Annotated in this window: 22 protein-coding genes; 12 read left to right on the top strand and 10 right to left on the bottom strand. The window is 72.3% G+C overall.

Translation table 11 applies throughout. The features are described from left to right. Positions 1-35 precede the first annotated feature (35 nt). From QO011_RS18000 to QO011_RS17990, 3 genes are all read right to left on the bottom strand, one after another. The gene (locus tag QO011_RS18000) at positions 36-437 is read right to left on the bottom strand and encodes a TIGR02301 family protein (protein ID WP_307274684.1); all 402 of its coding nucleotides are present in this window, start codon (positions 435-437) and stop codon (positions 36-38) included. 84 nt (positions 438-521) lie between these two features. Continuing rightward, on the bottom strand, positions 522-968 hold the full coding sequence (locus QO011_RS17995) for an NUDIX hydrolase (protein ID WP_307274682.1): 447 nt from the start codon (positions 966-968) through the stop codon (positions 522-524). Between the two features lie 41 nt (positions 969-1,009). Continuing rightward, the gene (locus QO011_RS17990; protein ID WP_307274681.1) at positions 1,010-1,843 is read right to left on the bottom strand and encodes an AraC family transcriptional regulator; all 834 of its coding nucleotides are present in this window, start codon (positions 1,841-1,843) and stop codon (positions 1,010-1,012) included. A gap of 268 nt (positions 1,844-2,111) precedes the next feature. Between QO011_RS17990 and QO011_RS17985 the strand changes: the two genes are divergently transcribed. Both QO011_RS17985 and QO011_RS17980 read left to right on the top strand, forming a co-directional pair. Beyond that, complete coding sequence (locus QO011_RS17985) at positions 2,112-2,498, top strand: thioredoxin family protein (RefSeq protein WP_307274679.1); 387 nt, start codon at positions 2,112-2,114, stop codon at positions 2,496-2,498. A gap of 3 nt (positions 2,499-2,501) precedes the next feature. Further along, a complete protein-coding gene (locus QO011_RS17980; protein WP_307274677.1) occupies positions 2,502-3,221 on the top strand; it encodes a cytochrome c biogenesis CcdA family protein in 720 nt (239 codons plus the stop codon). A 16-nt stretch (positions 3,222-3,237) separates the two neighbouring features. Here the strand turns inward: QO011_RS17980 and QO011_RS17975 are convergent, their stop codons facing one another. After that, the gene (locus tag QO011_RS17975) at positions 3,238-3,756 is read right to left on the bottom strand and encodes a hypothetical protein (protein WP_307274675.1); all 519 of its coding nucleotides are present in this window, start codon (positions 3,754-3,756) and stop codon (positions 3,238-3,240) included. A gap of 120 nt (positions 3,757-3,876) precedes the next feature. On the opposite strand from QO011_RS17975, the gene QO011_RS17970 reads away from it, so the two are divergent. Continuing rightward, entirely contained in the window at positions 3,877-4,602 is a 726-nt protein-coding gene (locus QO011_RS17970) for an SOS response-associated peptidase (protein ID WP_307274673.1), read from the top strand. Positions 4,603-4,711: 109 nt separating this feature from the next. Here QO011_RS17970 and QO011_RS17965 read toward each other — a convergent pair whose 3' ends face one another. Together QO011_RS17965 and QO011_RS17960 are read right to left on the bottom strand one after the other, a co-directional pair. Then, a complete protein-coding gene (locus QO011_RS17965) occupies positions 4,712-5,143 on the bottom strand; it encodes a GNAT family acetyltransferase (protein ID WP_307274671.1) in 432 nt (143 codons plus the stop codon). Continuing rightward, positions 5,143-6,552 (bottom strand): FAD-binding oxidoreductase, encoded by a 1,410-nt coding sequence (locus QO011_RS17960; RefSeq protein WP_307274668.1) that lies wholly within the window; start codon positions 6,550-6,552, stop codon positions 5,143-5,145. Before QO011_RS17960 ends, QO011_RS17965 begins: the two co-directional genes overlap by 1 nt. Positions 6,553-6,801: 249 nt before the next feature. Here QO011_RS17960 and QO011_RS17955 point away from each other — a divergent pair, with 249 nt between their 5' ends. Then, positions 6,802-7,026 carry a hypothetical protein gene (locus tag QO011_RS17955; protein ID WP_307274666.1) on the top strand — a complete coding sequence of 75 codons (225 nt, stop codon included), beginning with the start codon at positions 6,802-6,804 and terminating at the stop codon, positions 7,024-7,026. Between the two features lie 296 nt (positions 7,027-7,322). Then, positions 7,323-7,538, top strand: coding sequence for a hypothetical protein (locus tag QO011_RS17950; protein WP_307274665.1), 216 nt, complete (start codon positions 7,323-7,325; stop codon positions 7,536-7,538). Between the two features lie 62 nt (positions 7,539-7,600). On the opposite strand, the gene QO011_RS17945 is transcribed toward QO011_RS17950, so the two are convergent. Next, complete coding sequence (locus tag QO011_RS17945; protein ID WP_307274663.1) at positions 7,601-8,806, bottom strand: class I SAM-dependent RNA methyltransferase; 1,206 nt, start codon at positions 8,804-8,806, stop codon at positions 7,601-7,603. Then, a complete protein-coding gene (locus QO011_RS17940; protein ID WP_307274661.1) occupies positions 8,803-9,537 on the bottom strand; it encodes a TlyA family RNA methyltransferase in 735 nt (244 codons plus the stop codon). The genes QO011_RS17945 and QO011_RS17940 overlap by 4 nt, the downstream gene beginning before the upstream one ends. A 254-nt stretch (positions 9,538-9,791) precedes the next feature. Here QO011_RS17940 and hpnA point away from each other — a divergent pair, with 254 nt between their 5' ends. From hpnA to QO011_RS17905, 7 genes are read left to right on the top strand one after another with little or no spacing between them, the layout of a single operon-like run. Then, positions 9,792-10,784 carry a hopanoid-associated sugar epimerase gene (gene hpnA / locus QO011_RS17935; protein ID WP_307274659.1) on the top strand — a complete coding sequence of 331 codons (993 nt, stop codon included), beginning with the start codon at positions 9,792-9,794 and terminating at the stop codon, positions 10,782-10,784. 19 nt (positions 10,785-10,803) lie between these two features. Continuing rightward, positions 10,804-11,949, top strand: coding sequence for a glycosyltransferase (locus tag QO011_RS17930; protein ID WP_307274657.1), 1,146 nt, complete (start codon positions 10,804-10,806; stop codon positions 11,947-11,949). Beyond that, positions 11,949-12,821 (top strand): squalene synthase HpnC, encoded by an 873-nt coding sequence (hpnC, locus tag QO011_RS17925; RefSeq protein ID WP_307274655.1) that lies wholly within the window; start codon positions 11,949-11,951, stop codon positions 12,819-12,821. The genes QO011_RS17930 and hpnC overlap by 1 nt, the downstream gene beginning before the upstream one ends. Beyond that, the gene (hpnD, locus tag QO011_RS17920; RefSeq protein WP_370881976.1) at positions 12,818-13,651 is read left to right on the top strand and encodes a presqualene diphosphate synthase HpnD; all 834 of its coding nucleotides are present in this window, start codon (positions 12,818-12,820) and stop codon (positions 13,649-13,651) included. Before hpnC ends, hpnD begins: the two co-directional genes overlap by 4 nt. Next, a complete protein-coding gene (gene hpnE / locus QO011_RS17915; RefSeq protein WP_307274653.1) occupies positions 13,651-14,925 on the top strand; it encodes a hydroxysqualene dehydroxylase HpnE in 1,275 nt (424 codons plus the stop codon). The genes hpnD and hpnE overlap by 1 nt, the downstream gene beginning before the upstream one ends. Positions 14,926-14,942: 17 nt before the next feature. Beyond that, positions 14,943-16,913 carry a squalene--hopene cyclase gene (shc, locus tag QO011_RS17910; RefSeq protein WP_307274651.1) on the top strand — a complete coding sequence of 657 codons (1,971 nt, stop codon included), beginning with the start codon at positions 14,943-14,945 and terminating at the stop codon, positions 16,911-16,913. Between the two features lie 14 nt (positions 16,914-16,927). Beyond that, positions 16,928-17,644: a phosphorylase family protein gene (locus tag QO011_RS17905; protein WP_307274649.1), complete on the top strand. Its 717-nt coding sequence runs from the start codon at positions 16,928-16,930 to the stop codon at positions 17,642-17,644. Here the strand turns inward: QO011_RS17905 and hpnH are convergent. Beyond that, on the bottom strand, positions 17,564-18,715 hold the full coding sequence (hpnH, locus tag QO011_RS17900; RefSeq protein WP_307274648.1) for an adenosyl-hopene transferase HpnH: 1,152 nt from the start codon (positions 18,713-18,715) through the stop codon (positions 17,564-17,566). The two genes, QO011_RS17905 and hpnH, sit on opposite strands and share 81 nt — an antisense overlap. A gap of 41 nt (positions 18,716-18,756) precedes the next feature. Further along, positions 18,757-19,683 (bottom strand): 4-hydroxy-3-methylbut-2-enyl diphosphate reductase, encoded by a 927-nt coding sequence (gene ispH, locus QO011_RS17895; RefSeq protein WP_307274647.1) that lies wholly within the window; start codon positions 19,681-19,683, stop codon positions 18,757-18,759. Between the last annotated feature and the right edge of the window lie 89 nt (positions 19,684-19,772).

Genomic DNA, 19,772 nt, shown 5'->3' with positions numbered 1-19,772 from the left:
GCCGGGCCGGGGCGCGGCCGGGCCGCATGACGATGTCAGTTGGCGTAGCGCGCGCCGATGTCGCGGGCGATGCGCCCGCCCTCGTCGAGATAGGCGCGGATGGTGGCGTCGGCGGAGGCGTTGCAGCTGCGATAGGTCTGCTGGAAGGTGCGGTAGCCGCGGTTGAAGGCCCCCGCCAGCAGGGCCTTGCGCGCCTCGTCAGGCGCCTCGCCCTCGATCAGCGCCGTCATGCGCTCGCGATAGGCGCTCGCGTCCGCCGCGCCGCACAGGCCGCGCAGGTAATGCAGCGCGCCGAGGAGCTCGGCGAGGCGCAGCATCTGTCCCTGGTAGGGCGGCGGCGCGGCCGGCGGCGGCGGAGCGGCCGGCGCCGCGGCCTGGCCGGCCGCCGAGGCCGCGGCGAGCCACAGGGCCAGGCAGGGCAGGACGGCGCGACGCAAGGGACGGGCTCTCATGCCGCAGATATGCGCGAGGCCGCCGCCCCCCGCAAGCCGAACCCTCCGGGGTGGTGAAGGCGATCCGGCTCAGGCAGTCTCAGCCTGGCCGATCAGCGCCCGGGCCTCGGCGATGATCGGCTGCAGCCCCTCGGTCACCGGCAGGTGGTCGAGCGTCGCCGGATCGGCCCAGCGGAAGGCCGGCGCCTCTTCGCTCGGCACCGGCTCGCCCTCCTGCCAGCGCGCCGCGAAGGCGCAGACGACGAAATGGCGGGCGACGCGGCCGTCGGCATCGCGCTCGATCACCTCGCGATGGCCGGCGAAGCCGACGATCTCGACCGAGAGCCCGGTCTCCTCCAGGACCTCGCGCTGCGCCGCCTGCGCCAGGGTCTCCCCCGGTTCGACCAGGCCGCCCGGCAGGGTGAAGACGCCGCGCCCCGGATCGCGCCCGCGCGCGGCCAGCAGCACCCGCCCGTCGCGGAAGACCGCGGCGCTGGCGGCGAGCAGGGGGCGATCGGGATAGGCGCGCGACGACATCCCGGCAGGCTAGCGCAGACGGGGCCGGGCGCGAAGGGCCGTCACGCCTCGATCGGGATCCAGATCTCGAACCCGCCATGGCCGGTGCGCGGATCGAACGCGGCGTCGTAGCGCTCGAAGGTCGGGCCGTCGGCCGCCCGACGCCCCGAGCCCGGCAGCCAATGGTTCCAGATCGTCGCCACCGTGCGCTGGATGGTCGAGACATGGTCGCGATGGGTGAACACGGCATAGCGGGCGCCGGCGATGCGCAGGCGGGCGAAATCCGCCGGCAGCTCCGAGAAGTCGGCGACCTCGACGCCGCAGAGATAGTCGAAATTGCCGGCATCGTCGGCGTTGCAGCACACGCCGTAGGCGACGCCCGGCACCTCTCCGGGGATGGCGCCGAAATGCGGCTGCAGGCGCTGCCACTGGCCGGGAATGCCGGCGGTGCGCTCGCAGTGATAGCGTTCGGACAGGCCGGCGACGAGCAGCGGCCGGTGGGTCTCGAAGCGGGGCGAGCCGAGCTCGCCGGCAAGGGTCGTGTCCATTCTGAGAGCCTCCACGAGGGGGAGTTGGGCGATGCGCCCCCGGTCGCGGGCAGCATCGGGGGTCAGCCCGAACTGCTCGCGGAAGGCGCGGGTGAAGGCTTCATGGGAGCCGTAGCCGGCGTCGAGCGCGACCGCGAGGATGTCGGGCGCTCCCTCGCTCAGCGCCTTGGCTGCCCGGCTGAGGCGGCGCGCGCGGACATAGCGCATCACCGACAGGCCGGTGGCGGCCGCGAAGGCGCGGACCATGTGATAGCGCGAGACGCCGCCGATCGCCGCGATGTCGTCGAGGCTCAGGGCGCCGTCGAGATGGCTCTCGATGTACCAGAGGGCCTTCTGCGAAGGATTCATGCCCGGCGTCTCCCATGAAGCGCTTTCAGGATTGCCGCCGCGCCGCCCGCCCGCTTGACCGCGATTGCGCTCCGGAGCGTTTTGCGATTTGGCGGAATCGCCAAGAATCGCAAGGACGCGTCGAAACAAAGACCGAGAGCAAAGCAGCGTTTCCGCCCAAACGTGCTTTGCTCTGGAGGTCACGGGACCGTGACAGCGCGGCGGCGCCCGCCGTGGCAGACTGATCCCGAGGCGGGCCGGCCGCAACGGCCCGCCTCGGGAGGCGCCCATGCTCGACAGACGTGCCCTTCTCCTCGCCGGCATCGCCGCCGTGCTGCCAGCCCTCGCCGCCGCCGCCGAGCACCATGCCTATACGCCCGAGGCCTTCGCGGCTGCACGCAAGGCCGGCCGGCCGATCCTGGTCGAGATCACCGCGCCGTGGTGCCCGACCTGCCGGGCCCAGAAGCCGATCCTGGCCCGCCTGACGGCCGCGCCGCAGTTTCGCGATCTTCAGGTGTTCGAGGTCGACTTCGACAGCCAGAAGGAGGCCGTGCGCGCCCTGGGCGCCCGCATGCAGAGCACCCTGATCGTGTTCCGCGGCGACACCGAGCTCGGCCGCTCCGTCGGCGACACCGATGCCGGCTCGATCGGCAGCCTGCTCGGCCGGCTGACCTGATCCATGCGCACCGGCCCCGGCCTGGCGCTGCTGGCGGGCGTGCTGTCGACGCTCTCGCCCTGCGTGCTGCCGCTGCTACCGATCGTGCTGGGCACGGCCGCGGAGGAGCACCGGCTCGGCCCGGCGGCGCTCGCCTGCGGCCTCGCCCTCTCCTTCGTCGGCATCGGCCTCTTCGCGGCCACCATCGGCTATGCCGTCGGCATCGAGGAGGGACCGCTGCGCATGCTGGCCGCCGCGGCGATGGCCGGGTTCGGCCTGGTGCTGCTGGCCCCGCCCCTGCAGGCCGGGCTCGCCGCCGCGGGCGGGCCGCTCGGCAACTGGGCGCAGGAGCATCTCGTCCGCTGGCCGCGGCAAGGCTGGCTCGGCCAGCTCATGGTCGGCCTGCTGCTCGGCATCGTGTGGAGCCCCTGCGTCGGCCCGACCCTGGGCGCGGCGTCCGTCCTCGCCGCCCGCGGGCAGGACCTGGCCGAGGTCGCCCTGACCATGGCGCTGTTCGGCCTGGGCGCGGCCGCCCCCCTCATGCTGCTCGGCTCGCTGTCGCGGCGCGCCCTGATGCGCTGGCGCGGCCGCCTCGCCGGGCCGGGCGCGGGCCTGCGCGGCCTGTTCGGCCTCACGCTGGTGGCGATGGGCGGCGCGGTGATCGTCGGCCTCGACCGGCGCCTCGAGGCCTGGCTGGTCGCCGCCTCGCCGGACTGGCTGACCACGCTCACCACGCGGTTCTGAGCGCGGGCGTCCTTGGTCAGGCGAACAGCACGTCCACGGCCGCCTGGCCGGTGTCGGCGGCGAGGATCTCGGTGTCGACCTCGACGCCGTGGATGATGCCCGAGGCGCGCGCCATCAGAGGAGGCAGCACGGTCTCCGCCTCCCCGGCGATCTCGCCATAGCGCTCGGGAGCGGCGGCCTCGAGCCGCGCGATCAGGGCGAGGATCGCCCGGTCGAAGGCGGCGATCGCCTCCTCGAAGGCGCGGCGGACGGCCGGGCGCGCCGTCCGGTAGGCGGCGATGGCGAGCGCCCGGCCGGTGAAGCCGGAGCGCTCGAAATGCTGCTCATAGCCGGCGGGCCGCCATTGCCTGACCTCGTCGATCATCTCCGGCATGTCGGCGACGAGGCCGATCAGCATGGTGATCTCGTTGAAATGGTTGAGGTAATCGGTGGCGAGCCCGGTCGCCGGATTGATGTTGGCGGCGGCGAGCTCCCGCGCCGACGGGATTCGCCCGCCCTCCGTCGCGCCGCTCGCCTCGAACAGACAGTCCGCCACTCCGGCCCCTCGTCAGGACGCCCCGTTTCCCCGAGCCTAGCGGCGGCCCCTTGCCGCGGGGTTAAGGCGCCTCGCGCGCCGGTCTTGACGCGACCGGCCCGGCGACTGTCTAAGCAGGGCATGTGCGGCCGCTTCGCCCTGACGCAGACCCCCGAGCATGTGCGCGCCTGGTTCGCCTATCGCGACCAGCCGAACTTCCCGCCACGCTACAACATCGCCCCGACCCAGCCCGTCGCCGTGGTGACGCTGGACCAGGGCGAGCGGCGCTTCGTCCTGATGCGCTGGGGCTTCATCCCCGGCTTCGTCAAGGACCCGAAGGAGTATCCGCTCGTCATCAATGTCCGCTCGGAGACCGCGCGGGAGAAGGCTTCCTTCCGCGCCGCCTTCCTGCGCCGGCGCTGCCTGATGCCCGCCGACGGCTTCTACGAGTGGCAGGCCGCGGGCCGGGTAAAGCGGCCCTTCCTGATCCGCCGGCCGGACCGGGCCGTGTTCGCCTTCGCGGCGATCCACGAGACCTGGTCGAGCCCCGACGGCAGCGAGATCGACACCGTGGCCATCATGACCACCCATGCCAACGGCACGCTCGCCGCCGTGCACGAGCGCAGCCCGGTGATGCTGCTGTCGCAGGAGGCCGTCGCCCGCTGGCTCGACCCGGCGCTGCCCCTGGACGAAGCGGAAGCCATGCTGAGGCCGCCCGCCGAGGCGGCGCTCGAGCTGATACCGGTCGGCACCGGCGTCAACAGCGTGGCGAACGACGATCCGTCGCTGCAGCAGCGGGTCGAGGCCGCCCCGCTGCCGCCGGAGAAGAGCCGCAAGGCCGATGACGGCCAGGGCAGCCTGTTCTAGAGCAACGCAGCGTTTGGACGGAAACGCTGCCTTGCTCCAGCTCCTTGTTTCGAGGCGTCTTTGCGATGCTTGGCGAGTCCGCCAAATCGCAAAGCGCTTTAGCCCTGCGTCACTTCGGCCGCCGGCTCTCGTCGAGCCATTTCTCCATGGCGATGCGGTCCTGGACGTTGAAGCCCAGCGTCTCGTAGAAGCCGATGACCTTCTCATTGCCGGCGCGCACCAGCAGGTTCAGCTTCCACACGCCGCGGGCCTTCAGCCAGGCCTCGGCGGCGGCCATGATGGCACGGCCATGGCCCCGGCCGGCGGTGTCCGGTGCGACGCCGACATAGTAGACCGCGCCACGATGGCCGTCATGGCCGACCATGACGCCGGCGACGATGGCCCCCTCCTCCCGCCCGACCAGGACGGTGCCGTGGCCGGAGGAGCGAGCGAAGGCGATATCGTCGCGCGGATCGTTCCAGGGCCGCGTCAGGCCGGCGCGGGCCCACAGGTCGACCACCGCTTCGATGTCGGCGTCGGCGATCTCGGCGATGTCCAGCATCACAGCACCTTCCCGGGGTTGAGGATGCCCTGGGGATCGAGCGTCGCCTTGATCGCCCGCATCAACGACAGCTCGACCGGGTCCTTCACCCCGGGCAGCAGGGCGCGCTTGGCGCGGCCGATGCCGTGCTCGGCCGAGATCGAGCCGCCGAGCTCGGTGACGATGGCGTGGACGGCGGCGTTCATCTCTTCGCCGCGGGCCATGTAGGCCGCCTTGTCCATGCCCACGGGCTGGGAGACGTTGAGATGCAGGTTGCCGTCGCCGAGATGGCCGAAGGGCAAGGGCCGGCAGCCCGGCACCAGGCCCTCGATGACGGGCAGCGCCTTCTCCAGGAAGAGCGGCACCAGCCGCACCGGCACGGAGATGTCGTGCTTGATCGAGCCGCCCTCGTGGCGCTGCACTTCCGACAGCATCTCGCGCAGGCGCCAGAAGCTCTGGGCCTGGGCCTGCGAGGCGGCGATCGCCGCGTCCTCGACGATGCCCTGCTCCAGCGCGTCGGCGAGCACGGCCTCCAGCGCCTCGGTGCCGCCGCCGGCCGCGGTGGACGAGATCTCGACCAGCACGTACCAGGCGTGCGGCTCGGCCAGGGGATCGCGCGAGGCGGGGTCGTGGCGGGTGACGAACTCGACGGCGCGGCGCGGCAGCAGCTCGAACGAGGTCACGGTGCCGCCGCCGGCCGCCCGCGCCCGATGCAGCAGGGCCAGCGCCGCGGCCGGATCCGGCACGCCGACGAAGGCGGTCACCACCGAGCGCGGCCGGGCGAACAGCTTCACCACCGCCGCCGTGACCACGCCGAGCGTGCCCTCGGCGCCGATGAACAGGTTCTTCAGGTCGTAGCCGGTGTTGTCCTTGCGCAGATGGCGCATGCCGTGCCAGATCCGCCCGTCGGCCAGCACCACCTCGAGCCCGAGCACGAGGTCGCGCGTGTTGCCATATGCGATCACCGCCGTGCCGCCGGCATTGGTGGAGATGTTGCCGCCGATGGTGCAGCTTCCCTCGGAGGCCAGCGACAGCGGGAACAGCCGCCCCGCCGCCTCGGCCGCCTCCTGGGCGCGCTGCAGGGTCACGCCCGCCTCCACGTCCATGGTGTCGTTCTCGGGATCGACGGCGCGGACGCGGTCGAGGCGCTTGAGGGAGACGAGGATCTCCGCCCCGGTCTCGTGCGGGATCTGGCCGCCGACCAGCCCGGTATTGCCGCCCTGCGGCACGACGGGCGTGCCGGTCTCGTGGGCGAGCTTGAGGATGGCGGCAACCTCCTCCACCGCGCCCGGACGCAGCACGAGCGGCGTGCGGCCGCGATATTTGTCGCGCCATTCCACGAGATAGGGCTGCTGGTCGGCAGGATCGGTCAGCGCGTGCGGGGCGCCGACGATGGCGGCGAAGCGGGCGAGGAGATCGTCTGTGAGCATGCGCCGTTGTGGCAAAGCCGGGCGCCTTGATCAAGCCGCTGCATGTCGCGGCTTGCGCCCTGCGAAACCGAGCGGCCGTCCGCAAGGCAGGATCGTCCCAGATTTGTCACGAGAGTGTCACAACAATGTAAAGTCATGTTTCTGTGCTTCCTAGAACAACTCCATGGAGGCCCCAATAATTTTCGAACGTCCCAACTAATGCCAAAATCGCCTGCCAGATTCAGCCCCGAGAGACAGGGGAGAGCGGCGATGCGCAAATATCCTGAGCTTCGTCCGCGCCTCTATGCAGAGGAGATCGACAAGCTGATTCGGCGCGTTGCAGCCGAGGAGGCGCATGTCGACCTGCACGCCGAATCCCGGCGGATTTTCGGCTGCAGCGGCGTCACCATCGATACCACGCTCAGGGACCTCGCCGAGATGAACATCCCGGCGGGCCGCGCCATCCCCGACAACGAGAACGGCGCGGCACGGTAACGGGCGCCGACGTCATGGCGATCGAAGCCTTTCTCCGAAAACCCTCCAGAAGGTGTGGCCTCCCCCAACGTCGCCGACAGGGATTTGCCCCCTCGCCGCCGCGGGCCCGCGCGAAATCGGAGCGCTGCAGCTTCGATATCGTCTGATGATTTGCCGGCAATTCTGTTACATCCGCTCATTCCGGAACAGTTTCGAGCTGTTCCGGAAGCAATGGAACAGACTCGCAATCCGGCCCGATTTTCCCTATATTGCCGGCCGCCTGGGGATGACCCACAAGAAATCCTGGGAGGCAAACCATGCAGTACCATCCGGTTCTTCGCCCACGCGTCTATGCGGATGAAATCAACAAGCTGATCCGCCGCATCGTGGACGAATACGAGCCGATCGACGTGCATCAGGAATCCCGCCGCATCTTCGGGCGGAGCGGCGTGTCCATGGACATCACGCTGGACGATCTGACCCGCATGGGCGTGCTGGCCCAGGCCGCCAGGAAGGGCGGGCCGCGCGGCTGAGCATGCGGCGCATGCCGTCGGCGCCCCGGGCAGAGCTGTTCACGCTCCCGGCAGGGTGACGCTCAGCGCTGGAAGACGCCGACCAGCTCCACATGCGCGGAATGGCGGAACTGGTCGACCGGCGTGACGGCGCTCAGGCGAAAGCCGCCGGCGATCAGGATCGCCGCGTCGCGGGCGAAGGTCGCGGGGTTGCAGGAGACCCCGACGATCCGCTTCAGCCGCGCGCCGGCCAGGCGCCTGACCTGCTCCAGCGCACCGACGCGCGGCGGATCGAACACGGCGGCGTCGAAGGGCTGGAGCTCGTCGGGCAGCAGTGGACGGTGGAAGAGGTCGCGGGCCAGGGCCCGCGCCGGCTTGAGGCCGGGCGTGCGCCTGGCGGCCCGATCCAGCGCGGCGACGGCCGGCTTGTCGGAGTCATAGGCCTCGATCGCCGCCATGTCGGCCAGGGCCAGGGCGAAGGTGCCGCAGCCCGAGAAGAGATCGACGACGCGCCGGGCGCCGGCGAGGCCCTGGCGCACCAGGGCCGAGAGGGCCTCGTCCGCGGCGCCCGTCGCCTGCAGGAAGGCGCCGGGCGGCGGGGCGACCTCGGCCCGGCCGAAGCGCACCAGCGGCGCCCGGCGCTCCACCACCACGTCGCCGTGGATGGCGAGCCGCGCCAGGTCGAAATCGGCGGCGAGCTCGGCGAGGCGCAGCCGCATCCGCTCGTCCACCCGGCCGGCGCCGCGGATGTCGCAGTCGATGCCGGTCGATGTGGCGGTGAGGGCGAAGTCGAGCGGCTTGCCGAGGCCACGCAGCTGCTTCTCGAGCGCCCGGGCCGCCGGGAGCGCGGCGTTGAGCGCCGGCACCAGAATCGGGCAGGCATCGAGGTCGACGATGGCATGGGCGCGCGCCTCGGCGAAGCCGAGCCGGCCCGCGCGCGCGTGCAGCACGACGCGCCGCCGCCCGGCGCCGTGGGCGTCGACCAGCTCGGCCACCGGCGCCTCGACATGGGCCTGCGCCAGCGCCTCGACGACCAGCCCGCGCTTCCAGGCGCGGTAGGCCGACTCGGCCAGGTGCTGGACGGCGCAGCCGCCGCAGACGGTGAAATGCGGGCAGAAGGGAGCGATGCGGTCCGGACTGGCGCTCTGCAGCGCCAGGAGACGGCCGCGCTCGCCCTGGACCTCGGCCTCGACGATCTCGCCGGGCAGGGCATAGGCGATGAACACCGGGCCGCGGGCGACGCCGTCGCCGCGATGGCCGAGCCGCTCGATGGTGAGCGTCGCGGTCATGGCCGCCGGTCCGCCGCCAGCAGGAATTCACGGTTGCCATCGCCGCCGGCAATGGGGGACGGCACGACGTCGCGCACGCGCCAGCCGAGGCTCGCGACATGGGCGACGATGCGTTCGCAGACGAGATGGTGCACCGCCTCCTCGCGGACGATGCCGCCCTTGCCGACATGCTCGCGGCCGGCCTCGAACTGCGGCTTGACCAGGGCGACGAGATCGGCGGCCGGCGCGGCGAGGTTGAGGGCGGCCTGCAGCACCAGGGTGAGCGAGATGAAGCTGACGTCGATGACCACGAGGTCGACTGCGTCCGGCACCAGGGCGCGGCTGAGCCGGCGGGCGTCGACGCCTTCCAGCGACACCAGGCAGGGCGCCCGGCGCAGCGCCGGATGCAGCTGGCCGTGGCCGGAATCGACCGCGTAGACGCGTGCCGCGCCGCGCTCCAGCAGCACCTGGGAGAAGCCGCCGGTGGAGGCGCCGACGTCGAGGGCGATGCGGTCCTCGACCGGGATGGCGAAGGTCTCCAGCGCATGGGCGAGCTTGACGCCGCCGCGCGACACCCAGGGATGGGCCGCCGCGGCGGTGATCTCGGCATCGGGCGCGATCGCTTCCGAGGCCTTGCGCACCACCGCGCCGCCCGCCGTCACCAGGCCGGCGGCGATGGCGGCCTGGGCGCGAGCCCGGCTGTCGAAATAGCCCCGCTCCACGAGCAGGAGGTCGGCGCGCTGCCTGGTCAAACCGCTGCCTCCACATCGGTCCGCGAGAAATCGTCGCCCTTGTAGAGCAGCGGCCGGGCCAGGGAAACCGTCAAGGCACACGCGATGGCACCCGCCCCCCAAACAGCGCCGTCGCGCCTCGAGGGCAGCCAACCGCCGAGCGTTGCTGCCGTGCCTCAACTCGTCCGGGGCCGTCGCGCCCGGCTTGACCGGCCGGGCGGTCTGGCGTCTTGTGCCGGCGCATATCAACGGTCGGAGAGCGGGCGGTTTCGGCGATGTCGGTGGTGGTCGTGACGGGGGCCGGCGGTTTCGTCGGTTCCGCGGTGGCTCGTCTCCTGTCCGGGGCGGGGCATCGCGTGCGCGCCATCGTCCGGGCCTCCTCGCCCCGCCGCAACCTCGAGGGCACCGGCTTCGAGGAGGTCGCCGGCGACCTGCGCGACCCCGATGTCGCCGGGCGGGCGATGCAGGGAGCCCGGGCCCTGTTCCACGTCGCCGCCGACTATCGCCTCTGGGCGCCCGACCCCGACGAGATCCGGCGCAACAACCTCGCCATGACCGGGGCCGTCATGCGCGCCGCCCTCGCCGCCGGCGTGGAGCGCGTGGTCTATACCTCCAGCGTCGCCACCCTGGCGCCGCCCCACGGCACGGAGCCGAGCGACGAGACCCGTCCGCTCGACGAGCCCGGCGCGGTCGGCGTCTACAAGCGCAGCAAGGTGGCGGCCGAACGCCTGGTCGAGGCCATGGTCCGCGACGAGGGCCTGCCGGCCGTCATCGTCAATCCCTCGACGCCGATCGGCCCGCGCGACGTGCGGCCGACCCCGACGGGACGCGTGGTGGTCGAGGCGGCCTCGGGCCGAATGCCGGCCTTCGTCGACACCGGCCTCAACCTCGTGCATGTCGACGACGTCGCCCGCGGCCATCTCCTCGCCCTCGACCATGGCCGCATCGGCGAGCGCTACGTCCTCGGCGGGCAGGACGTGGCGCTGGCGCGCATGCTCGCCGACATCGCGGCCCTGGTCGGGCGCCGCCCGCCGCGCATCCGCCTGGCGCGCGGGCTGGTGGTGCCGCTCGCCGCCGCGGCGGAAGCCGTGGCGCGCCTCACCGGCCGCGAGCCCTTCGTCAGCCTGGACGCGCTCCGGATGTCGCGCCACAAGATGTACTATTCCTCGGCCAAGGCCACCCGGGAGCTCGGCTACCACGCCCGCCCCTACGGCGAGGCGCTGGCCGACGCCGTCGCCTGGTTCCGGTCGGCGGGCTATATCCGGTGAGCGGAGGACGGAGCCGATGATGGTGCTGGCGCTCCTCGCGGCGGCGGTCTGGATCGTTCTCATCGCCGCGCGCGGCGGCTTCTGGCGTGCGGCGGAGCGGGACGAGCCGGCGGCCGGCGCGGCGCCCGCGGCCTGGCCCGCCGTGGTGGCTGTCGTGCCGGCCCGCAACGAGGCCGACGTCATCGCCCGTGCCGTCGGGTCGCTGCTGGCGCAGGACTATCCCGGCCCGTTCCGCGTGGTCCTGACCGACGACAACAGCGAGGACGGCACGGCGGAGCAGGCGCGGGCGGCTGCGCAGGCGCTGGGCGCGGGCGAACGCCTGACCATCCTTTCCGGCGCGCCGCTGGCGCGGGGCTGGACCGGCAAGCTCTGGGCGCTCAGCCAGGGCATCGCCGCGGCCGAGGCGAACGCCCCCGCCTATCTCTGGCTGAGCGACGCCGACATCGTCTACACGCCGGACTGCCTCAGGACCATGGTGATCCGCGCCGAGGCGGGGCGCCTCGCGGCGGTCTCGCTGATGGCCAGGCTGCGCTGCGAGAGCCTGGCCGAACGCATGCTCGTCCCGGCCTTCATCTTCTTCTTCCAGATGCTCTACCCCTTCCGCTGGGTGAACCAGGCCGGCGCGAGGACAGCTGCGGCCGCAGGCGGCTGCGTCCTGGTGCGGCGCGAGGCCCTGGCCGGGATCGGGGGCATCGGCGCCATCCGCGGCGCCCTGATCGACGACTGCACGCTCGCCGCCCAGCTCAAGCGCCGCGGCGGCCGGATCTGGCTCGGCCTGACCGGCCGGGCGACGAGCATCCGCGCTTCCGAACGATTCGAGGATATCCGCCGCATGGTCGCCCGCTCGGCCTATGCGCAGCTCCGCTACTCGCCGCTCATGCTCGCCGGCACGATCCTCGGCATGCTGCTGGTCTATGTCGCGCCGCCGGCAATCGCCTTGTTCGGCCCGGCCCCGGCGCGCTACGTTGCGCTGGCGACCTGGGTCGCCATGGCGCTCGCCTTCGTGCCGACCCTGCGCTTCTACGACCGCTCCTGGCTGTGGGGACCCCTCTTGCCCGTCATCGCCGTTTGCTACATGGGCTTCACCGTCGACTCCGCGCTGCAGCACCGTGCAGGACGGGGCGGCATGTGGAAGGGACGCGCGCAGGCGCCGCGGGACGCATGATGGACACGGCTTCCTCCGCCAGGACCGGCAAGGGCTCGGGCGACGAGAATTTTCCCGTCGCCTCGCGGCTGATCGCACCGCGGCACCGGCCGGCGATCCTGGCCTTCTACAACTTCGTGCGCACGGCGGACGACGTCGCCGACCACGCCACCCTGGCGCCGGAGGAGAAGCTGCGCCTCATCGACCAGCTCGAAGCCGGTCTCGCCGGCCGCAGCGAGGCCGAGCCGGCGGCACGGGCGCTGCGGGCGGTGCTGCAGGACCGCGGCCTGTCGCCGCGCCATGCGCTCGACCTCCTCGACGCCTTCCGCCTCGACGTGCGCAAGGCGCGCTATGCGAGCTGGGACGAGCTGATCGACTATTGCCGCCTGTCGGCCATGCCGGTCGGGCGCTACGTGCTCGATCTGCACGGCGAAAGCCAGGCCCTCTGGCCGGCGAACGATGCCCTCTGCGCGGCGCTGCAGGTGATCAACCACCTGCAGGATTGCGGCAAGGATTTCCGGGCCCTCGACCGCGTCTACATCCCGCTCGACGCCCTGTCCGCCGCCGGCGCCGACGTCGCCGCGCTCGGCGGCGACCGCGCATCGCCGGCCTTGCGCCGCTGCCTCGCCGCCCTGGCCCAGCGCGCCGGCCGGCTGCTCGACGAGGCGCAGGCCTTCCCGGCCGGCATCCGCGACGGGCGGCTGTCGCTGGAGGTCGCGGTGATCCATCGTCTCGCCCGCAAGCTGGTCGGGCTCATCGAGCGGCGCGATCCCATCAGCGAGCGCGTGCACATCGGCAAGGCCGGCGCCCTCGGCGTGGTCGCCGCCGTGCTGGCCGAGCGGGTCCTGCGCGGCCCCGGGCGGCGGGCGGCCGAGATCGGGCAGCCGACATGAACGAGATGTCGATGCCGGCGCCCCCGGCCGCGCGCGCCAAGGGCAGCTCCTTCTATGCGGCGATGCGCATCCTGCCGCGCGAGCAGCGCGAGGCGATGTACCTCGTCTACGACATGTGCCGGGCGGTCGACGACGTCGCCGACGAGGGCGGCACCTCGGCCCAGCGCCTCGCCGAGCTCGGGCGCTGGCGGGAGGATCTCGAGGCGCTCTATGCCGGCGGCGCGCCCGGCCGCTTCGCCCCGGTCGCGCCGGTTGTGCGGCGCTACGGCCTGCGGCAGGAGGATTTCGCGGCCCTGCTCGACGGGATGACCATGGATGCGCAGGCCGATATCCGCGCCCCCGACATGGCGACGCTCGACCTCTATTGCGACCGGGTGGCGAGCGCGGTCGGGCGGCTCTCCAACCCGATCTTCGGCATCGGCGGCGCCGACAGCCCAGCTCTCGCTCACCATCTCGGCCGGGCGCTGCAGCTCACCAACATCCTGCGCGACATCGACGAGGATGCCGGCCTCGGCCGCCTCTACCTGCCGCGCGAGGCGCTGGAGGCCGCCGGCATCGCCAGCCGCGATCCGGTCGAGGTCGCCGCCCATCCCGCCCTGGCCAAGGCCTGCGAGCCGGTGATCGCCCGGGCCCGGAACCATTTCCGCGAGGCCGCGGCCGTGGTGGCACGCCTGCCCCGGGCGGCGACCCGGGCGCCGCGGCTGATGGGCGCCGTCTATGCCCGCCTGCTGGACGGCATGGAGGCGCGTGGCTTCGCCCCGCCGCGCACGCGCGTGCGGCCCGGCCGCCTGACCCTGATCGGCCTCCTCCTGCGCCACGGCCTGTTCTGATGCGGGCCGGCACCGTCCATGTCGTCGGCGCCGGCCTCGCCGGCCTGTCCGCCGCCACGAGGCTCGCCGAGCGCGGCTTCGCCGTGACCCTGCACGAGGCGGCGCCGCAGGCAGGCGGGCGCTGCCGCTCCTATGTCGACCAGACGCTCGGCACCACCATCGACAACGGCAATCACCTCGTCCTCTCCGGCAATGCCGCCGCCCTCGCCTATCTCGACCGCATCGGCGCCCGCGACCAGCTCGCCGGGCCGGCGGAGGCCGCCTTCGACTTCGTCGACATCCGCGACGGCCTGACATGGCGGATCCGGCCCAGCCCCGGCCGGCTGCCCTGGTGGATCCTCGATCCCTCCCGGCGCGTGCCGGGAACGCGGCCGCTCGACTATCTCGCCCTGCTGCGCCTGCGCTTCGCCCGGCCGGACGCGCGCATCGGCGAGGTCATCGCCTGCACCGGCCCGCTCTACGAGCGGCTGTGGCATCCCCTGCTGCTGGCGGCCCTCAACACCGAGCCGCCATCGGCGAGCGCCCGGCTCGCCGACGCGGTGATCCGCCAGACGCTGGAGCGCGGTGGCGAGGCCTGCCGCCCGCTGGTGGCGCGCGAGGGCCTCTCGGCCGCCTTCGTCGAGCCCGCCCTCGCCTTCCTGGCGCGGCACGGGGCGCAGATCCGCTTCGGCAGCCGGCTGCGCGCCCTCACCCTCGACGGCGGCCGGGCTGCGGCGCTGGCCTTCGCCGAGGACGCGGTGGCGCTGGCACCGGGCGACCGCGTGGTGCTGGCCGTGCCCGCCCCGGTCGCAGCCCAGCTCCTGCCCGGCATCGCCACGCCGGTGCAGCACCGCGCCATCGTCAACGGCCATTTCCTGTTCGAGCCGCCGGCCGGCATGCCGCCCTTTCTCGGCGTGGTCGGCGGCGAGGCCGAATGGATCTTCGCCTATCCCGGCCGGATCTCGACCACCACCAGCGGCGCCGACCGGCTGCTCGAGGAGCCGCGCGAGGCGCTGGCGGAGCGGCTCTGGCGCGACGTCCAGGCAGCGCTGGGGTTGAAAGCGACCCTGCCGGCATGGCAGATCGTCAAGGAGCGGCGCGCCACCTTCGCCGCCCTGCCGGCCGAGGCGGCCCGGCGGCCGCACGCGGCGACGCGCTGGTCCAACCTGGTGCTGGCCGGCGACTACACTGCCACCGGCCTGCCGGCGACGATCGAAGGCGCGATCCGCTCGGGCATGACCGCGGCGGACGCCATCGAACAGGCGGACGGGCGCGCCGGTGTCGCGGCCGCGTAGCGAGGGGTTGTCCAGGCATGACCATGGTTTCCGAGGTTGAGACGACAGCGCGGCCGGCCCAGCCGGCGCTCGACCGGGCCATCGGCGCCGGCAGCGAGGCCGTGCTGTCGCGTCAGCAGGCGGACGGCCACTGGGTGTTCGAGCTGGAGGCGGACGCGACCATTCCGGCCGAATACATCCTGCTGCGCCACTATCGCCACGAGCCCGACGACCTCAAGCTCGAGGCTGGGATCGCCGCGTATCTGCGCCGCATCCAGGGCACCCATGGCGGCTGGCCGCTGTTCGAGGGCGGGGCGCTCGACGTCAGCGCCAGCGTCAAGGCCTATTTCGCCCTGAAGATGATCGGCGACGGCCCCGACCTGCCGCATATGCGGCGGGCGCGCGAGGCGATCCTCGCCCATGGCGGGGCGGCGCGCAGCAATGTCTTCACCCGCATCCTGCTGGCGCTCTACGAGGCCGTGCCCTGGCGCGCCGTGCCGGTGATGCCGGTGGAGATCATGCTGCTGCCGCGCTGGTTCCCGTTCCACCTCAGCAAGATCTCCTACTGGGCCCGCACGGTGATCGTGCCGCTGCTGATCCTGCAGGCGCTGAAGCCCAAGGCGAAGAACCCGCGCGGCGTCGGCGTCGCCGAGCTCTTCACCGTGCCGCCGGCCGAGGTGCGGCACTGGCCCAAGGGCCCGCACCAGAAGGCGCCCTACGCCCAGATCTTCGGCGGCATCGACCGGGTGCTGCGCGTGGTCGAGCCGCTCTTTCCCGCCGGCTCGCGCAAGCGGGCGATGGCCAAGGCCGAGGCCTTCGTGCTGGAGCGGCTGAACGGCGAGGACGGGCTCGGCGCCATCTATCCCGCCATGGCCAATGCGGTCATGGCCTTCGATGCGCTCGGCTACCCCGCCGGCCATCCGGCCCTGACCATCGCCCGGCACTCGATCGAGAAGCTCCTGGTGGTCAAGGAGGCGGAGACCTATTGCCAGCCCTGCGTCTCGCCGGTCTGGGACACGGCGCTGGTCTGCCACACCCTGCTGGAATCGAGCGGCGAGGAGGCCGTCCGCCAGGCCGAGCGCGGCCTCGCCTGGCTGCAGCCGCGCCAGGTGCTTGACGTCAAGGGCGACTGGGCCGAGATCCGGCCCGACGTCCGGCCCGGCGGCTGGGCCTTCCAATACGCCAATGCCCATTATCCCGACCTCGACGACACCGCCGTGGTGGTCATGGCCATGGACCGGGCCCAGACCGCCGCCGGCCATCGCAACTATGCCGAGGCGATCGCGCGCGGTCGCGAATGGGTCGAGGGGCTGCAGAGCCGCAACGGCGGCTGGGGCGCCTTCGACGCCGACAACGACTACGAGTACCTCAACCACATCCCGTTCTCGGACCACGGCGCCCTGCTCGACCCGCCGACCGCCGACGTGACCGGGCGATGCCTCTCGATGCTCGGACAGCTCGGCGAGACCGCCGCCAGCAGCCGGTCGGTCGCCCGCGGGCTCGACTATCTCCGGAACACCCAGGAGAAGGACGGCAGCTGGTACGGGCGCTGGGGCGTCAACTACGTCTACGGCACCTGGTCGGTGCTGTGCGGCCTCAACGCCGTCGGCGTCGATCCGGCCGCGCCGGAGGTGCGCCGCGCGGTCGATTGGCTGGTCTCGATCCAGAACGCGGACGGGGGCTGGGGCGAGGACTGCGCCAGCTACAGGCTCGACTATGCCGGCTATGAGAAGGCCGCCAGCGCCGCCTCGCAGACCGCCTGGGCCGTGCTCGGCCTGATGGCGGCGGGCGAGACGCACCATCCCGCCGTTGCCCGCGGCGTCGCCTGGCTGGTCGAGCGGCAGGGGCAGGACGGGCTGTGGCCGGAGGAGACCTATACCGGCACCGGCTTCCCGCGCGTGTTCTACCTGCGCTACCACGGCTACGCCAAGTTCTTCCCGCTCTGGGCGGTGTCGCGCTATCGCAACCTGATGCAGGGCAACGGCGCCGCAGTGCTGCACGGCATGTGACCGACGAGGCATCGATGCAGGCTGCGCCGCCCTCCCCGCCGCGGGTGATCGCCCTCTGCGGCATGCGGGCGGAGGCGCGCCTCGCCGGCGGCCCCGGCGTCCTCGCGGTCTGCGGCGGCGGCCGAGCCGAGCTCGCCCGCGCCCGGCTCACCGCAGCGCTGGCCGAGGGCGGGGCCGCGGGCCTCGTCAGCTTCGGCATCGCCGGCGGCCTCGATCCGGCGCTGGCGCCGGGCACGCTGGTGCTCGCCGCATGGGTCGCCGGCCCGGCGAGCCGGCGCGAGGCAGACAGCGCCTGGCTCGCCGCCCTGGCGCAGGCCTGCCCCGGAGCGCTCGTCGCCGGCGTGGCAGGTCGCGACGAGGCCGCCGCGACGGCGGCGGCCAAGCGCAGCCTCGCTGCGGCGAGCGGCGCCGCGGCGGTCGACATGGAATCGCATGTGGTGGCGGAGATCGCCGCCGACCGCGGCCTGCCCTTCGCCGTGATCCGCGCCGTGGCGGATCCGGCCGCGGCGAGCCTGCCGCCGGCCGCGCTCGCCGGCCTCAGGCCGGACGGGCGTCCCGATATCGCGGGCGTGCTGGCGGCGCTGGCCGCCTCGCCCCGGCAATTGCCGGGGCTGATCGCCGCCGCGCGCCAGGCGCAGCGGGCCCTCGCCTCACTCGGCCGCGTCCGCCGGCACCTCGGCCCCGGCCTTGCGTGTCCGGATCTCCTCCAGCTTGTGCTGGACGTGCCGTGAGAACACGAACTCGGCCGGGCGCTGGCGGTCGAGCGGGATCTCGGGCGCCATCTCGCCCTCGGTCCGCGCCCCGCGCAGGCTCACGGCGAGCGCCTTGAGCGGGTGCTTGACCGCATCCTTCACCGCGGTGGCCTCGAAGCCGCTGTGCACCATGCAGTCGGCGCATTTCTCGTAATTGCCGGTGCCGTAGGCGTCCCAGTCCGTGGTCTCCATCAGCTCCTTGAAGGTCTTGGCATAGCCTTCGCCGAGGAGGTAGCAGGGCTTCTGCCAGCCGAACACGGTGCGGGTCGGGTTGCCCCAGGGCGTGCAGTGATAGGTCTGGTTGCCGGCGAGGAAATCCAGGAACAGGCCGGACTGGAAGAACTCCCAGTTGCGGCCGCCGCGCCCGCGCTTGAGCACCTCGCGGAACAGCGTCTTGGTGGTCTTGCGGTTGAGGAAGTGCTGCTGGTCCGGCGCCCGCTCATAGGCATAGCCGGGCGAGATGGTGATGCCGTCGACGCCGAGCGGCTTCAGCGTGTCGAGGAAGGCCGCGACCTGCTCGGGCTTGGCGTCGTTGAACAGGGTGCAGTTGATGTTGACGCGGAAGCCCGCCGCCTTGCCGGCGCGGACGGCAGCCACCGCCTTGTCGTAGACGCCGGTCTGGCAGACCGACTTGTCGTGCATCGGCTTGTCGCCGTCGAGATGCACGGACCAGTTGAAGTTCTTGTGCGGCTTGTACTGCCCGAGCTTCTTCTCCATCAGCAGCGCATTGGTGCAGACGGTGACGAACTTGCCGCGGGCCAGCAGCTTCTCGACGATCTCGGGCAGCTCGCGATGCAGCAACGGCTCGCCGCCGGCAATGACCACCACCGGAGCGGGACATTCCTCGGCCGCGCCGAGGCAGTCCGCCACCGAGAGCCGCTGGTTCAGGATCTCGGCGGGATAGTCGATCTTGCCGCAGCCGGCGCAGGCGAGGTTGCAGCGGAACAGCGGCTCCAGCATCAGCACCAGCGGATAGCGCTTGGTGCCGCGGATCTCGTTGCCGAGGATATAGGCGCCGATTCGCGCCATCTGGTTGAAAGGAATGCCCACGCTATCTCATCCTGTGTGCGAGGGAGCGCTGCGGCGCCCCGTCAGGCCTCGAGCAGCTCGGCGGGCAGGCGGAACTGGATGCGCTCCTCCCGTCCGGCCAGCGTCGAGACATCGATCTTCTGCCATTCCCCCAGCCGGTTGATGACACGCTCGATCAGCACCTCGGGCGCCGAGGCGCCGGCGGTGAGGCCGATGCTGCGCGCATCGCGCAGCCAGGCCCGGTCGAGATCGGCCTCGTCGGCGATCAGATAGCTCGGCACCCCGCACTCCTCGCCGATCTCCCGGAGCCGGTTGGAGTTGGAGCTGTTGCGGGCGCCGACCACCAGGATGATGTCGGCGCTCTTGGCGAGCTCGCGTACCGCCCATTGCCGATTCTGCGTGGCATAGCAGATGTCGCGGGTGTCCGGCCCGACGACGTTGCTGAAACGCCGCTCCAGCGCGGTGATGATGGCGCGGGTGTCGTCGATGCTGAGGGTCGTCTGGGTGACATAGGCGAGCGGCGTGTCGATCGGCAGGTCGAGCGCCGCGACGTCGGCCACGGTCTGCACCAGATGCACCGCGCCGGTCATGCGGCCCATCGTGCCTTCGACCTCGGGATGGCCGGCATGGCCGATCAGCACCACGGCCCGCCCCTGGCCCTCATAGCGTCGGCCCTGGTTGTGCACCTTCGTGACGAGCGGACAGGTGGCGTCGAGCACCGGGAGGCCGCGCTCGCGCGCTTCCTGCTCGACGGCCTGCGATACGCCGTGCGCGCTGAAGATGGTCACAGCGCCGGGCGGGATCTCGTCCAGGTTCTCCACGAACCGCGCCCCCCTGGCCTCCAGGCTCTCGACGACGTGGCGGTTGTGCACGATCTCGTGCCTCACATAGACCGGCGCCCCGTATTTCTCCAGGGCGATCTCCACGATTTCGATCGCCCGGATGACGCCGGCACAGAACCCGCGAGGCGTAGCGAGAATAACCTTCATCGACAACAGCCTATCACCCAAACAGTCATATCGAGGGTAGCAACCGCCCGCCGAACAGTCCACCGGCGAATCGGCACGACCTGTCTCAC

It is taken from the genome of Labrys wisconsinensis (assembly GCF_030814995.1).
Lineage (GTDB): Bacteria > Pseudomonadota > Alphaproteobacteria > Rhizobiales > Labraceae > Labrys > Labrys wisconsinensis.
The sequence above is the reverse complement of the archived record's forward strand: the minus strand, read 5'-3'. Positions and strand labels throughout refer to the sequence as shown.